A 15,912-nucleotide genomic window follows, 5' to 3' on the forward strand; every position below is an offset into this window, starting at 1 on the left:
CCGCCCTCCGTGCCGACGGACAGCCTATGTCGTCAGCGTAGAGGCCAATCGTCACTCGCTTCGGCCGCTCGAAGTTTCATAACGAAAACGAAGAAGTGAGTGCGCTCAGTGAATGTCGCCGTGGGCCGCGAGCGCCCGAAGGACGTCCTCGGGGCGTAGCACGCCGGTGAGCCGCTCGTCGGCGTCGACGATCAACGCGACCCCGACACCGCTCCGTACGAGCCCTGAGGCGCCCGCTGCGAGCACTTCGTCGTCGCGGAGGACTGGCGCCCCTTGCACGAGCGCGTCGACGCGGAGCCCTGCCGAACCGGACGACGCCGCCCGGAGGACGCTCGCGCGGACGATGCCGAGGCACGTGCCGTTCGGGCGGACGACGGGAAAACAGAGCGCCGGAGAGCTCGCCACGAGGGACAGCGCCTCGGTGACGGACGCGTGGGCCGGGACGACGACCGCCTCGCTCGCGGCCTCGCCCACGCGGAGGACGCCGGTGACGATCGTGGGCTCACGCGGTCCGGGCTCGGCCTCGGGGAGGGTGACTCCGTCTTGGGCGAGGAGTGCCTCGTAGATCGACTTCGGACGCGCCTTGCGCGCCAGCACGTACGAAGCGGTGTTCGCGACCATCAAGGGCAAGACGAGGCCGTAGTCGCCAGTCATCTCGAAGATGATGAGCACCGAGGTGATCGGGGCGCGCACGACTCCGGCGAAGACCGCGCCCATGCCCACCAGCGCAAAGGCGCCGAGCGAGGCCTCGTCGTGCCCGAACGCCACCATGTCGGCATACCCGAGCACACCACCCAGCATCGCTCCGACGAAAAGCGAGGGCGCGAAGATACCCCCCGCGCCTCCGCTGGAGTACGAGAGCACGGTGGCGGACATCTTGACGAAGCAGAGCACCGCGAGCGCTGCGAGCGAGAGCTTTCCCGCGAGCGCGAGGCCGAGGGTCTCGTACCCTCCGCCCGTCACCCCTCTCTCTCCGAGACCACGGAGCACCCCGACCGCGAGCAGGCCGGTCGCGAGACCTCCGAGGCCCGGGTGAGCCCACGGAGGGACACGGCGGAACCGACGAAACGCGGCGCGCACGCCGAGGAGGGCGTCCGTGAAGAGGACCGAGACGAGCGCGGCCGCCACCCCGAGGAGCGCATAGAAGAGGAGCGACGAGGGATGATCGAGGCCATAGGGCTTCTTCACCTCGATCACGGGGTGGGTGCCGAGCACGCTCCGCTCGATGACGGCCGCGAGCGCGGCGGCGACGACGACCCCGGACAGCACGGCTTGATCGAGCTTGCCGACGATTTCTTCGATCGTGAAAGTCACTGCGGCGATGGGCGCGTTGAAGGCCGCCGCGATGCCCGCCGCGACCCCGACGGGCATGAGGCGCTTGGCTCCGAGTGGAGACAGGCGCGCCGCCCGCGCGAGCGCGCTGCTCGCTCCGGCGCAGATCTGAACGGTGGGGCCCTCGCGCCCGAGGGAAGCTCCCGAGCCGATCTGCGCGGCGCCCAGGAAGAACTTCCCTACGGCGTCGCGGAGGCGGACGCGGCCTCCCGGCTCGGCGAACGCCTGCTTCACCTGCGGGATGCCCGAGCCGCGCGCGCCGGGCACGAGCCACGTCAGGCACGCCCCGACCACGAGCCCGCCTACGGTGGGGAGGGCCACGACGAGCACGTCGGAGAGGAGGCCCGGTGCGGCGTAGGCGCGCTCGATGAGCAGGTGCTCGGCCAGGTGAATGGCGAGGTGGAATGCCACGGCGACGACGCCGCACACGACGCCGACGAGGAGCGTGAGCGCGAAGAGGCGCTGCGCCTCGCTGGGGAGCGCGCGGAGGAGGGCGCGGCGCACTTTGTCGGAGAGGCGCGACGCTCGGGCCGTACGCTCCTCGACCATCAACCTCACCGAAGGCGGGGGCGTCGGTATCCTCGACGTGGACGGCGGCGCGAGCCGAGGCTCACTCGGGGGCGGGGATGGAGGAGCGGTCAAAGTACGAGGCGGACGGTACTCCGACACCTCATGGGCGTCGAGGCGCCCCGCCGGGCGCGACGTTCTTTTCGAGGCGCGCTCGTCGTCGAGGGATCGGCGAGTGTCCTCGCGCTCCGTGTCGAGAAACGCCTCACCGTTGCACTTCGCCACGGTCGCGTCCCACCGCGGACGGGCTTCGCGGTCGAACGACCCCTCGCCCACGACGTGGCTTGGGGTTTGCTAACGCGGGCGCGTGAAGGTCCTGCTCGTCGACTCCGACGGCGCCCGAGCCAGCGCTCTCGCGGGGTATCTCTCCGCCCATGACGGGCACGCGGCCCGATGGACGACGCGGCCTGCGGAGCTCCTGGAGCCAGGGGAGCTGGACGAGGACGTGATCGTCCTCCGTGACGAGCTCGTCGACGCCGTGGGCCGCGCGGTCGCCTCGCGGCTTCGCAGCTCGGGCTACAGGGGCGGCGTGATCCTTCTCGCGGAGGCGCTCTCGAACGAAGACCTCGCTGCTGCGCTCCGAGGAGACGTCGACGACGTCGTCCGCGGGGCCGTCTCGCACGTCGAGATCGCGGCCCGGGTGTGGGCCGTCGGTCGAAGGTGCTCGAGCGTGGAGGTAGTGCGCTACGACGGCTTCGAGGTCGACGTGCGCTCCAAGAGCGTGACCTACGCCGGGCGGGAGCTCGGACCCTTGACGCCGCGTGAGATCGAGCTCTTCGCGGCGCTCGCGCGTCGGCGAGGTCAGCCCCTCCCCGCGCGCGAGCTCGGGGCGCTCTTGTGGGAGCAAGACGAGGCACGCAGCGACCGCGCGCGCGTTCGAGAGGTCAACGTGGCGATCCATCGCCTCCGATGCCGCCTCGGGGACGACGAGGATCTCCTCGAGACCGTGCGCGGCTTCGGGTACCGTTTACGAGCGCGACGCGCGGGGAGGCCAGACCGATGAAGTGTCTCGACGACGCGCACGCCAAGGCCTCCCGTGAGGCCCTCGCTGCGCTCGGCTCGAGCGAGGCCGGACTCTCCGCCGTCGAGGCCGCGACCCGCCTCACCGCGCTCGGCCCAAATAGTCTCCCTCCGCCTCCCAGCCGCTCGCTGGCGAGCATCTTCGCCGCCCAGTTCGGGAGCCCGCTCATCGCGCTGCTCGTGGTCGCCGCCGTCGTGGCCTTCGCGCTGCGCTACACGGCGGATGCTGCGTTCATCGTCACGGTCCTCCTCGTGAACGCGCTCATCGGGACCGTCCAAGAGCGTGGCGCCGCGAAGAGCGCCGACGCGCTCCGTGCGCTCGTACCCGCGCGGTCGAGCGTGGTGCGCGCGGGGGAGGAGATCGACGTCGACGCGGCCACCCTCGTGCTCGGAGATCTCGTCCTCCTCGAGTCGGGCGCGAAGGTGCCTGCCGACCTGCGCCTCCTTTCGACCTCGGGGCTCGCCATCGACGAGTCTCTGCTCACGGGCGAGTCCGAGCCGGCCGAGAAGGACGCGGAGCGTGTGGCCACGGCCGACGCCGCGCTGGGGGATCGCGTCGGCGTCGCGCACTCGGGCTCCATGGTGGTGCGCGGCCGTGGGCTCGGCGTCGTCGTGGCGACGGGCCTCGACACGCAGGTCGGGAAGATCGCGTCGTCCATGGCGACGAGCCGCGAGCCGAAGCCGCCCCTGCTCCAACGCCTCGACAGGTTCGCGCGAAAGGTCGCCGTGGCCGTCGTGCTCTCGGTGACGCTCGTCGGGCTGGTCGGAGCGTGGCGTGGGATGCCGCTCGCCGAGGTCTTCCTCGTGTGCGTGGCGCTCGCGGTCTCGGCCATCCCGGAGGGCTTGCCCGTCGCGCTCACCGTCGCGCTCTCGATCGCGACCCGCAGGATGAGCAAGCGGAACGTGATCGTGCGCAAGCTCGTGGCCGTCGAGGCGCTCGGATCGTGCACCTTCATCGCGTCCGACAAGACCGGCACCCTCACGAAGAACGAGCTCACGGTCGCCAAGGTGGCCGTCCCGGGGGCCGAGCCGCTCGCCGTCGAGACCACGGCAGACCATGAGGGGCACGTCGTGTATCCCGCCGACATCGCCGGGCTCGAGCCGCAGGTCCGAGCCCTCGTCGAGACGGCGGTGCTCGCGAGCGAGGGCTCCCTCGTACGGAAGGGCGACACCTGGGCGGCCCACGGCGACGCCGTCGACGTCGCGCTGCTCTCGCTCTCCCACAAGGTCGACGTGCGTCGCGCGGGGCTCGAGGCCACCCACCCGCGGAGAGGCACGATCCCGTTCGAGGCGGAGACGCGCTTCGCGGCGTCGATGCACGAGGCGCACGGCGCCGTCCTCGCGCACGTGAAGGGCGCATTCGAGCGCCTCCTCCGGATGTGCGCGACGATGCAGACCCGCGAGGGTGAGGTGCCTCTCGACGCCGTGGCGATCGAGCGTGTCGCCGCGGCGCTCGCGGAGGACGGGTTCCGCGTCCTTGGGGTCGCGCGTGGGCCCGTGTCCTCTGAGGGCCCGTGGGGGCCGAGCGAGCTCACCGGGCTCACGTTCCTCGGCCTCGTCGCGCTGGTGGACCCGCTCCGACCCGAGGCGAAGCCCGCCGTCGCGGCGTGCCGGAAGGCAGGGGTCGAGGTGGCGATGGTGACCGGAGACCATCCGGTGACGGCCTTCGCGATCGCTCGCCAGCTCGGCATGGCGAGCTCGATGGAGCAGGTCGTCACGGGGAAGGGGCTCGCGGACGCCGAGCGGAGCGGGCAGGCCACGTTCGACGCTTTGGTCGCGCGATCGCGGGTCTTCGCGCGGGTCGAGCCGCGGCAGAAGCTCCTGGTCGTCGAGGCGCTCACGCGGGCAGGGCACTTCGTGGCCGTCACCGGGGACGGCGCGAACGACGCGCCCGCGCTGCGCGCCGCCCACGTCGGGGTCGCCATGGCGAAGCGTGGGACGGACGTCGCGCGAGAGGCCTCCTCCCTCGTCGTCACGGACGACGACTTCGCCTCGATCGTGGCCGGGATCGAGGAGGGGCGCGTGGCGTACGCCAACGTCCGGAAGGTGGTCTTCCTCCTCGTCTCCACCGGCGCCACGGAGGTGGTGACGTTCCTCGTCTCCGTCGGCCTCGGCCTCCCACCGCCGCTCCTCCCGGCGCAGCTCTTGTGGCTGAACCTCGTGACGAACGGCATCCAGGACGTCGCGCTGGCCTTCGAGCCTGCCGAGGGGGGGGAGCTCGCGAGGCCGCCGCGCCCCCCGAAGGAGCCCATCTTCGAGCGACGGATGATCGCGCGCGTGCTCATCACGGCCGTCGTGGGCGGGCTCTCGGCGACGTGGCTGTTCCGGGACGCCCTCGCCTCGGGGCTCCCCGTCGACGAAGCGCGGAGCGTGCTCCTGCTCGGGCTCGTGCTGTTCGAGAACGCTCAGGTCGGGGCCGCCCGAACCGAAGAGCGGAGCCTCTTCGCGCTCGATCCGCGGCGGAACCCGCTCCTCCTCGGGGGCGCGATCGTGGCGTTCGTGCTCCACCTGGGCGCGGCGTTCATCCCGGGGCTCTCGAGCGTGCTGCGGCTCTCGTTCGTCTCCGCGGACCATTGGCTCAAGCTCCTGCTGCTCGCGCTGCTCTCCCCGCTCGCGCTCGAGGTGTACGGGGCAGTCGAGCGGGCTCGGAGAAGGAACGCCGCTCGGTGATGGGTACGGTGCGGCTCCCGAGGTCCCAAGCGATGGGTCACGGGGGCACGCTCCTAGGCCAGCCACGCAGTGTGGATGAATGCCTCACTGTGGCGCTTCGCCACACTCGGGCCTCACCCCGAAATGCCGACGCCGAGCTCAGAGGTTGACGGCAGGTCGTCGTCAGCTTCATTCCCAGCTCAGGCTCGCGGCAACCGCTCGCGCTCAGCAGCGAGATCGAGGGCAACGGCGGGCGCACGAGGCCTTGGCGTGCGCCCGAAGCTCGCGACGCACACTCCCGGCCAACGCATCGAAGAGCCTGGCGCGACACGTGCTACCACCGCGGAGTTTGATCTGCGGAGCGAATGCCGGTCGCGGCGCTTCGTCGATAGCGCACGGGCCTCGGACGGCCCAGGAGGAGAACGCGATGAACGAGACGTCACGGAGAGGGTTCTTGGGTGGGCTCGCGGGGCTCGGAGTGCTCGGGATCTCCGGGCGTGCCTCCGCGGAGGACGCGCTGACGGACGAGGACCGCGCGGCGTTCGGGGCGGCCCCGCTCGTGGCCCCGCCCAACCATCCGCTCAACTCGCGCATCCCGGCGGGTGCGCAGAGCCCCGGGCTCGGTGTGAAGTTCGAGAGAAACCCGCCGCCGATGGGCGGGTACAAGCTCGCCTTCTCGGGCCAGATCTTCGTGCCGAGCTTCACGTACTTCTACGCGACACGTGCGAAGGGTGCGAACGGGCGCGACTACGCGCGGCTCGAGACGCGCACGTACCCAGGTGGCTTCGTCGCGATCTCTCGCACCGAGATCATCTCTTCGGGGGCATCCGCCGTCGTGCTCGATCGCATCTCGCTGCCGGGAGTGCCGTCGTCGTTGAAGATCTCCTTCTTTTTCAACCGCGCGAGCGCGCCTCGTTCGCTGCTCGTCAGCTTCCTACAATACCAGGCTCGCTACGATTACCCGAGCATCGTCGACATGAGGCCCAGCGACCTGAAGACCACGGGCACGCGTGAGGTCGGGCTCGGCGGCTCGTTCTTGTACCGCGCCTCGGCGTGAGGCGGTAAGCGCGCGACCGCAGAGGTCGGGGGGGGCCACGTCAGGATCGTCGAAACGCCCCGAGGCGTCCTCCCGAGGGGACGCGGCGAAGGTCGTCGAGCTGAGGACTTGACAGTGAGGTGAGGTACGGCAGACAAATTTCGTCGATCCGTGTGATCGATTCTTCGCCGTCCCCCTCACGTAGCTTTGCCCATGCCCCTTTCTTCACGACGCGCGTGGGGGCGCGCGTCCGCCGCTCTCCTACTCTTACCACTCGTCCACTGCGCCACCCCCGAGGATGACGCGGGATCTCCGGCGTCCGCCTTCGTTCGGGAGCCACGCTCGCCTTGCCGACCCCCGCGCGCGCCCGCCAAGGTGCGCCTCACGCCGATGTTCGGGGGGCGCGCCTTCGCCCAGCCCACGCGGCTCGCGCGCCCGCTCGAGGGTGCGCCGTTCTTCGTGCTGGAGAAGGGGGGGCGGGTGCTCCGGGTGCGCGACGACGGCGACACGGAGGAGTGGGCCGATCTCGCGTCGCTCGCGCGCGAGGTGGACGAAGAGGGCGGGCTGCTCGGGCTCGCCATCTCCCCGGACTACGCGAAGACCGGCGAGATCTTCGTCTCGTACACGACCGCCGCGCGCGAGGCCCCCGAGGGCGTGAAGTTCCGCTTCGTCGTGAGCCGCTTGCGGGACGTCGGCGGCGGTGAGCTGCCCAACGTGGTGGTCGAGCCCGTGCTCACGATCGACAGGACCGACGCCTGGCACCACGGTGGCGCGCTCGCGTTCGGCCCGGACCGCGCGCTCTACGTCTCGACGGGAGATGGCGCGTTCGGGGATCCCCGCCGCGGAGCTCCGAACCCGAACACGCTCTTCGGGAAGATCCTCCGCATCGACGTGCTCGGAGGGGAGCGCCCGTACGGCCTTTACGCGGACAACCCGTTCGTGCTCTCGGGCAGGGCCGAGGTCTACGCGACGGGCTTCCGCAACCCGTGGACCATGTCGTTCGGCCCGACGGGCAGGCTCTGGGTCGCGGACGTCGGTCACTTTCGTTGGGAGGAGATCGACGCCGTCGAGCGGGGCAAGCACTACGGCTGGCCCGACCGCGAGGGCACCCACTGTGCCTTCGCCGCGACGTGCCCGGACGACGGGACCCACCCCGTGGTCGAGTACTCGCACGTCGAAGGCCAGGCCGTCGTGGGCGGGTACGAGTACCGCGGGAAGAACGTCCCGAGGTTCGACGGGAAGTACGTCTATGGCGACTTCGTCAGCGGGCGAATCTGGACGATCCCCACGGGGGGCGTGACGCGACCGAGCGTCGGCGAGGACGTGGTCGACACCGGCATGTTCCTCGCGGGCTTCGCGGAGGACGTCGACGGCGAGCTCTCGGTCATCGACTACGCGACCGGCAAGATCTTCAGGCTCGACCCGGGCGACGACACGCCCGAAGAGGCCGCGACGCTCGCGAGCCTCGGCTGCCTCCGCGACGGGGAGATGGACCCGCGCCTCGTCCCGTACGGCGTGGTCGCGCCGCTCTACTCGGACGGCCTCGCGAAGCGCCGGTGGATCTCGGTCCCGGACGGCGAGAAGCTCTCCCTCCACGGGGACGGCACGTTCGACTTCCCACCGGGCACGATGCTCCTGAAGGAGTTCTCGGACGGGCCTCACAAGGTCGAGACGCGCATGATGGTGAACGACGCCGCGCGTGGGTGGCTCGGCTACTCGTTCGCCTGGAACGCCGACGGCACGGACGCCTCTCTCCTCCCGGACGGCGCTTCCGCGCCCCTCGCCGCCGGCCGCGTGTGGGACTTCCCCGCGCGCTCGGCGTGCGCCACCTGCCACAACCCGACGGCCGGGCGCGTGCTCGGGTTCCAGGCCTCCCAGCTCGAGCCTCACCGCGACGGCGCGGGCACACCCATCCTCGAGGCGTGGGCGAAGGGCGGGCTCGTCCACGCGGTCCCCGAAGCGCCGGCGTGGCCGAAGCTCGTGAACCCGTACGACGAGCGCGCCGACCTCGACACGCGCGCGCGCTCGTACATCCAAGGCAACTGCGCGCACTGCCACAGGACGCGCGGCTTCGACTTCCGAGCCTCGGCCTCACTCGAGGAGATGGGCCTCCTCTGCCGCACGGCGTACGCGACGCACTTCCCGGATGCGCCAGAGCTCGTGATCCCGGGTAAGCCCGAGTCGTCGGTGCTGGTCCGCCGGGTCGCCGACACGGGAGACATCCGCATGCCCCCGCTGGGGCGACGCGTGGTCGACGACGCGGCCGTCCGGCTCTTCGAGCGGTGGATCGGCGCGATGCCGCCGTGCCCTTCCGAGTAGCGGGGGCGCACCGTCGATCGCGTTGCGACTGTCGCGCCCCCTCTCTCGTGGTGGCACCCGACGAACCCCGCTGCGGGCGCGACCTGTGGCGAAACGCCACACGTGATCCATACGCGATGGGCGCCCTTTCGCGCCTCGCGCGGGCTTCGCCGTAGTTTATGGTCGGGTGCACGATGAGGAGCCATCCATGACCGTGTCTTCTGCGTCCACGTTGCGCGAACGCCTGCGGTACCGAGTCGACAACTTCCTGGCGGGGGGGAGCGGCGCTCTCTTCGTGTCGCTCGTGATCTCGTTCCTCGTCGCGATAGGCGGCCTCGTGCTCCTCCGCGGCCTCCTCGGGCTCGTCGTGTCGGACGACACGGCCGTCCGCCGGCACGCGTGGATCACGTTCTTGCAGCTCACGGACCCTGGCAACATGAGCCAAGACAACGAGACCGCGGCGACCTACAAGATCGCCGCGATCGCGTCTGGCTTCACGGGGGTCATCATCTTCTCGTCGCTCATCGCGTTCATCAACACCGCGCTGAACGACGCGATCGCGCACCTCAAGAAGGGGCACAGCCGCGTCATCGAGGGAGGGCACACGCTCGTGCTCGGCTGGGGATCGCGCGTCATCGAGATCTTGAACGAGCTCGCGATCGCGAACGAGAGCGAGTCGGACGCCGTCGTCGTCGTGCTGTCTCCCGCCGAGAAAGAGGCGATGGACGAGCACCTCCGCACGCAGTTCACCAATCGGCGCACTACCCGTGTCGTGACGCGGAGCGGGTCCACGGCCTCGCTCGCGAGCCTGCGGCACGTGAACGCCCCGTCGGCGCGGTCGGCGATCGTGCTGGCGACGTGCGACGCCGCGGCCTCCGAGGACGAGAAGCTCGCGAGCGACGCGCACGTCGTGAAGACCGTGCTCGCCCTCGCCTCGTCCGTGCCACACGACCATGAGGTGAGCATCGTCGCCGAGGTGTTCGACGGGAAAAACCGCCAGCTCGTCGAGGACGTCGCCCCCGGGCGCGTCGTGGTCGTGGACGCCGAGGAGATGCTCGCGAAGATCATGGTGCAGACGTCCCGAACGAGCGGCCTCGCGGTCGTCTACTCGGAGCTGCTCTCGTTCGACGGCTGCGAGATCTACTTCCACAAGTCCGACTGGGGAGGAGTCTCCTTCGGAGAGCTCCAGTTCCGCTTCAAGGACGGCGTGCCCATCGGCGTGCGCCACGCCGACGGCCGCCTGACGATGCGCCCCCCTCCGGAGACTCCGCTCATGCCCGACGACGAGATCGTGATCGTGGCCCAAGACGACTCGTCGATCGACATGGCGAAGGCGCCCGTCGTGGTCCCGCAGGAGGGGGTCCCCACGCAGCGCCGCGTCGAGCGCAGGCAAGAGCGCATGCTCGTCGTCGGCTGGAGCCCCAAGGCGCCGACCGTCGTGCGGGAGTACGCGGAGTACGTGCTCGAGGGCTCCCGGGTCGACGTGCTCCTTCATGGCGACGTCACGACCGCCCGCACCGAGGTCGACGCGGCCCGTGCCGAGCTCTCCGAGGCTCGGATCTCGGTCGACGTGCTCGACGTGAACCCGCTCGACCGTGACGCGCTCGCGTCGGTGCGCCCGTTCTCGTACGACACGGTCCTCGTGCTACGCCGTGACCCCTCGAGCGAGCACGGCGCGGAGCGCATCGACTCCGAGAGCCTCATGGTGCTCTTGCACCTCCGGCGCCTACGCCGCGACCACGCCGCCGGGGCACCCGTCCGGACGAAGATCATCACCGAGGTCCTCGACTCCGAGAACCAGGACCTCATCGCGCGGGCCGGCGTGGACGACTTCATCATCTCCGAGCGGCTCGTCTCCATGGTGTTCGCGCAGCTCTCCCAGGAGCCGCGCATGAAGGCCGTCTACGACGATCTCTTCCGTGAGGAGGGCTCCGAGATCTACGTGAAGCCGGCCTCGCTCTACTTCGATGTCTTGCCCGCGGAGGTCCGCTACGCGGATCTCATGCGCCTCGCGCAGAAACGGAACGGCGAGGTGTGCATCGGCTTCAAGCTCGGCCTCCACGAGGCGAACCCATCGAAGAACTTCGGCGTGAGCCTCGTCCCCCCGAAGGACGAGCTCGTGACCATCGGCCCCGGAGACGCCCTCGTCGTCGTCGCGGAGGACGATCGCTGACTCGCGCGGGCGTCGCACGTCCGCGCCGAACGTCGGCGTCGCACTCCCATGGCGTATCGAGCTCCTGCTCCGAGGCCTCCCGAACCGCCCGCGCCCGCGCCTGCGCCCCCGCGGCCGTTCTACGTGACCCGGTACACGTGGCCCGAGGTCGCGCTCTCGTGCGCCGTCGTGACTGGGCTCGCGGTCCTCGTCGCATCGTTCTCGTACGGCACCTCGACGGTGCGCTGCGTGCGGTCCGCGCCGGGGGCCGAGCCGACGTGCGAGGCCTTCGATCGCAGCCTGGTCCCCACCGACGCCCCGGTCCACTTCACGCTCCGGCGGGGCGACGTTCGGTACGTGTCGTACCCCAGCGACGACGGCGACGACGTCCGGCTCGTCGTTCCCCATGGGCAGCTCCATCGAGGTGTGAACACGGCCTTCGCGCGGCGAGCCGAAGGAGAAGCCAACGCCTTCGTAAACGACGGTCAGGCGCTCTCGTGGGAGGCCTCGCGCACGTCGACGGCGGGGGCGTGGGTGTCCGCGCTGGTGTCCGCCGGCTTCGCGGCGTTGATGATCGGCCTCGGCCGTAGGACGCGGATCGAGGTCGACCGTGCGGCGGGCGTCCTTCGGATCTTCGCGCCTCGGCTCGGGCCGAGCGTGCCCGAGGAGATCGCGCTCTCCTCGTTCGACAAGGCCGAGACCGACAGCATCGACGACTCGGCGTTCCATTCGCTCGTCCTCGTGCGGGGAGACGCGCGAACGATCGTCGCGCAGGGGCGCGAGCGCATGGTGAGGGCCGCGGCGGCCGAGGTGAACCGCCGCACGGCGAAGCGGCGAGGTCGAAAGGTGCAGTAGGCCACGCGGGGCTCGCCTCAGTCGAGATGGCGCCTCCGAGGCCGTCCCCGGGACATAGAGAGACCTCCTACTCTCGTGGCGTCGTAGCTCCCGGGACAGCCCCCCGAGCTTCCGGGACAGCCCCCCGCGTTCCCGGGACAGCCCCTAGGGCTCCCGGGACAGCCCCCCGCGTTCCCGGGACAGCCCCTAGGGCTCCCGGGACACTTGCTGCAAGTGTATGAAAGGAATGGTCTTTCTGCCAAGTTCTCCAGGGTCGAAAGAAAGATGGCAACGCCAAGCCCATGGGCGCCGACGTCCCCTTGCCAGCGAGCGGACGCTGGCCACTGCCCGCGAGAACGACCATGAAGACGACCCCAACGAAGCCAAAGGCGCGTCCCGTCAGGCCGAAGAAGAACGAGATCCCGACGAGCCTCGACACGGGCGGGGAGCTGCCCCCGGCCGAGGCCGTGGACGTCACACGATTGCGCGAGCGCATCACGTCCGAGCTCGTGTCGCGTGTCGACGCCGAGGCCGAAGAGGCTCGCGTCACCTTGACGCCGGCCGACCTCGGTGTGCCCCTCGCGCTCTACCTCTCGGAGGCCTTCGGGGTGGCCGTGACCTTGGCGAAGTACTGGCGTTCGCCGAACCCCGCGCGCTGGCCGAGCCTCTCGGCGTTCTCTCGGAGGTTGCCCGAAGCGACGATCGCCGAGATCCTCCACCTCATCGATCGGGTTCAGTCTTCGCGGGACGCGGCGCGCGCGCTCGTGGTGCGGGCCGACGCGTCCGTGGTCGAACGTGCCTCGTTCGTGTACCGCGAGCTCCGCGCCGCCGCTCGGTTCGACGCCGACCTCGAAGACGACGATGGCGTCCGCGCCGAGAAGGAGCACAGGCTCACCCTCCTCGAGCGGTCGCACGAAGCCGACCCGCGCGCGCACGCGATGCTCGCCGACGCGATCGCCGCGTTCGCCCTCTACGCGCGAGACTACGCGGACGCGTTCGCCGCGATCCCCGGGCTCGAGCCGGCGACCGTAGACGAAGCGGTGCGCCTCGCGGACGCCCTCCGCGTTCGCCACGTCCGTCACGACGCCTCCAGCAAGATCGCGGCGCAGACCCGCGACGCGTACATCTCGCTCCTTCTCCGGCGCGTCTCGACGGCCCGCAAGGTATTTCGCTACGCGTACAGGGCGCATCCCTCGATCGTGCGCGAGGTCACGAGCGGCTACGAGCGCACGCGCCGGCGAAGGGCACGCAGCGCCGCGGCCGCTCGCGCGGAGGCGTGACGTCCGCGCGTCGTGGTCGTACCGCGCAGCAGGCGCTGGGATCGAGGCCGGGCGCGGCGCCGAGCCTCCCCGCGCTCGAGCGTGTCCCTCGGTGACCTCTCGCGCGACGTGCCTGAGCGCGTGGGCCGTTCGGTAGGTTTGGCCGCCGCGGTCGAGCGTCAGGCCGGTCGAGCCCAGATCGGAGAGCGACGCAACCAGGGAGGCCCGCGTTGGCAGCGGCGGGGGGAGGGGCGGGCACCTCCTCGCGTATGCCTCCGCGCGGGAGGTCGTTCGCCGGAGGGCGCCGCCTTATCCTCGAGGCGACCATGAACGAACCGAGCTCCATGCAGCACGTCGACTCCTTCCTCGAAGCTCACCCGATGGTGACCGAGCGCCCCTTCACCGAAGGTGAGCTCGCGAAGCTCGCCGGCGAGGTCCCGGAGCAGGTCGTCGCGCTCCTCTCCCGCGTGGGGAGGACGACGAGGGCGTTTCTCACGACGCAGCTCCCGGGGGAGAGCCCCCACCTCCTCGAGGCCTGGGGCATCGACCCCGCGAAGGCGCACCTCTTCATGACGAGCTCGCTCGGGCTCCTCGTGTTCGCGACGCGCGACGCGATCTTCGCGCTCGATCCGCACACAGGGAGCGTCACGGAGGCGGAGCCGTACATCGCCTTTACGTTGCTCTTCATGGACGTGTTCACCTGGTACCCGGAGCTCGAGGGTCGAGGCCTCGAGAAAGAGCCGCTCGGGGTGGGGGAGATGTGGGGCATCTTTCCGCCGCTCAAGCTCGGCGGAACGTTCGGAAACGCCTACGGCGCGAAGCCCACCGTGACGTTCCGCAAGGTGCCACGCGACGAGCACGCGCCGTACCTGGCCTCTCTCTTCTCCAACAAACCGAAGGGGCTGCCGAAGGGGCTCAAGCTGCCGGCGTCACGCGCGCCCAAGCCCGTGCCCAAGCCGGTACTCGCCGCTACGGCCTCGGCGGAGGCCACGTTCGTTTTTTCGGACGCGGGCCTCCACTATGCCGTCGTGTCGGCCCTCTTCGCGCTCGACGCGATCTCGCTCGAGGAGCTCCACGCCGCGCTCCGTGCGCATGCCGAGGTCGGCGAAGGGAACGACGAGCACGAGCACATCGCGAGGGCCGTCAAGGCGCTCAAGAAGCTCCGTATCCGCGAGAGCCAGCTCGCGAAGGTCACGGTCCTCGGACGCGACCTCTCGTTCGAGGCGACGTTCGAGCAGCTCGTCGGCGTCGAGACGGGGGGAGAGGACGACTACATGGCCGTCACGTCGCTGCGCGAGATCGAGCGCCTCTCGGAGCTCGCGCGCCTCGACCTGGAGAGCGTCACGTTCGACTCGAAGAAGGCCCCGGACCTCGCGCCGCTCGCGTCGCTCCCCGCCCTCCGCGAGCTCGTGCTCGGTCGGAACGTCCCGAAGAAGCTCGACGCGCTTGCCAAGCTGACGAGCCTCGAGAAGCTGACGCTCCCCGAGGCGGTCACGCTCCCCCCGAAGCTCGCGAAGGCGCTCGCGGAGCGCGGGGTCGTCGTCGCGCGGACCTGAAGACCCGTACGCCCCGCGCGCGTGCCGGTGACGTCGCCCCCCCGCCAGCGCTCAGCGGCACTTCGTGGTCTGGACGAGGACGCGGAAGGGCGCGCTGCGCAGGTTGTCGGGCGCCGTCACGACCGACGAGCTCGCGCGGATCGACTCGACGTTCGACGCGGCGGGCACGATCGGGAGCGGGGCGCCGAAGCCCGTCCTCCCGACGATGAACCACACCTTCGCGGGAGGGACGACGCCCTGGTCGCTGCCCACGGGGAGCGTCACCTGGGGCCACGAGGAGCGGGTCGTCGGCACGTCGACGAGGGTCCAACCCGCGGGCGCCGGGCCTCCCTGCACGGTCTTCGCGAGCTCGGCGGCGGGCGGAGGCACGGGATCCGGGGCCTGGCAGCGGCGCATCGACCGCTCGACGAACACCTGCTGGTTCGAGATGACCACGTCGCGGCCGGCGTCGACCATCGCGACGGTGACGTGCTCGCTGCCGAGGCGCTCGATCACGAAGGCGCCGCCGGCGACGGGTTGCCCCTTCTCGTTGACGATGTAGCCCTTCGCTCCAGGGAAGACTCCATCCGTGTAGGATGCACCGACGGCGATCTGGGTCTTCCCGTTCTTGACTTGGATGTCCGTGATGCTGGCTTGCACGTAGCCGCTCGGGGGCCGCACCTCTCCCTCGAAGAGCGGGGGCTCCGAGTCGTACCCCGTGTCGACGAAGACGTACTTGCCGACGATTTGAGCGGCCGGAAGCCCGAAGACGACCTTGGCCGTCGCGCCGCTCACCTGTCGGATCTCGGTCTGCGAGCCTCGCCCAGGGGCGCGGAAGCCGTTGCAGGTCGCGAGGTAGACGGCGTCGCCGGCCTTCGGCTTCAGGCGCCCGGTCACCTCGGCCCCGAAGCGCAGGGTCGCGTTGCCCGTGCCGTCGGCGCTCTCGACCTGCGCGCGCACGTAGCCTCGCGGCGCGGCGGGAGAGCACGCGCCCCCCGTTTGGGCGTTGGCGGACGGCGCCACGGTGGCGGCGAGCACGGTGACGGCGGCGAGCGAGACGAGGAGCGAAGAAGCGATGCGCATGAGAGAGTCCTTTCGCGGTGCGAAGGCCCATCGCAACGTCGGTGCCAAGCCACCCGCTCGAAAAAGGCCGGGAAACTCGGGGTATCGTCACGCCCACCATGGGGCGCGCGCCGGGCGCGCCCGAGAGGACCAAAACGGTCTCGGGGG

At 70.6% G+C, this 15,912-nt stretch carries 10 protein-coding genes; 8 read left to right on the top strand and 2 right to left on the bottom strand.

Features of this window, described 5'->3' with window-relative positions:
- Nucleotides 1-105 precede the first annotated feature (105 nt).
- Nucleotides 106-1,881: a chloride channel protein gene (locus tag IPK71_13625; GenBank protein MBK8214773.1), complete on the bottom strand. Its 1,776-nt coding sequence runs from the start codon at nt 1,879-1,881 to the stop codon at nt 106-108.
- A gap of 325 nt (nt 1,882-2,206) precedes the next feature.
- On the opposite strand from IPK71_13625, the gene IPK71_13630 reads away from it, so the two are divergent.
- The 8 genes from IPK71_13630 (at nt 2,207) to IPK71_13665 (ending at nt 14,703) form a co-directional block, all read left to right on the top strand.
- On the top strand, nt 2,207-2,902 hold the full coding sequence (locus IPK71_13630; GenBank protein ID MBK8214774.1) for a response regulator transcription factor: 696 nt from the start codon (nt 2,207-2,209) through the stop codon (nt 2,900-2,902).
- On the top strand, nt 2,899-5,589 hold the full coding sequence (locus IPK71_13635; GenBank protein ID MBK8214775.1) for an HAD-IC family P-type ATPase: 2,691 nt from the start codon (nt 2,899-2,901) through the stop codon (nt 5,587-5,589). Before IPK71_13630 ends, IPK71_13635 begins: the two co-directional genes overlap by 4 nt.
- Before the next feature lie 406 nt (nt 5,590-5,995).
- Nucleotides 5,996-6,625 carry a hypothetical protein gene (locus tag IPK71_13640; protein MBK8214776.1) on the top strand — a complete coding sequence of 210 codons (630 nt, stop codon included), beginning with the start codon at nt 5,996-5,998 and terminating at the stop codon, nt 6,623-6,625.
- Between the two features lie 369 nt (nt 6,626-6,994).
- Nucleotides 6,995-8,923 carry a PQQ-dependent sugar dehydrogenase gene (locus IPK71_13645; GenBank protein MBK8214777.1) on the top strand — a complete coding sequence of 643 codons (1,929 nt, stop codon included), beginning with the start codon at nt 6,995-6,997 and terminating at the stop codon, nt 8,921-8,923.
- Between the two features lie 187 nt (nt 8,924-9,110).
- Complete coding sequence (locus IPK71_13650) at nt 9,111-11,075, top strand: hypothetical protein (protein ID MBK8214778.1); 1,965 nt, start codon at nt 9,111-9,113, stop codon at nt 11,073-11,075.
- Between the two features lie 48 nt (nt 11,076-11,123).
- Nucleotides 11,124-11,909: a hypothetical protein gene (locus IPK71_13655; GenBank protein ID MBK8214779.1), complete on the top strand. Its 786-nt coding sequence runs from the start codon at nt 11,124-11,126 to the stop codon at nt 11,907-11,909.
- Nucleotides 11,910-12,250: 341 nt separating this feature from the next.
- Nucleotides 12,251-13,168, top strand: a complete 918-nt coding sequence (locus tag IPK71_13660; protein MBK8214780.1) for a hypothetical protein — start codon at nt 12,251-12,253, stop codon at nt 13,166-13,168.
- 305 nt (nt 13,169-13,473) lie between these two features.
- Nucleotides 13,474-14,703 (top strand): hypothetical protein, encoded by a 1,230-nt coding sequence (locus IPK71_13665; protein ID MBK8214781.1) that lies wholly within the window; start codon nt 13,474-13,476, stop codon nt 14,701-14,703.
- Between the two features lie 51 nt (nt 14,704-14,754).
- Here IPK71_13665 and IPK71_13670 read toward each other — a convergent pair whose 3' ends face one another.
- Entirely contained in the window at nt 14,755-15,765 is a 1,011-nt protein-coding gene (locus IPK71_13670; GenBank protein ID MBK8214782.1) for a hypothetical protein, read from the bottom strand.
- Between the last annotated feature and the right edge of the window lie 147 nt (nt 15,766-15,912).

Source organism: Myxococcales bacterium, assembly GCA_016712525.1.
Lineage (GTDB): Bacteria > Myxococcota_A > Polyangia > Polyangiales > Polyangiaceae > JAAFHV01.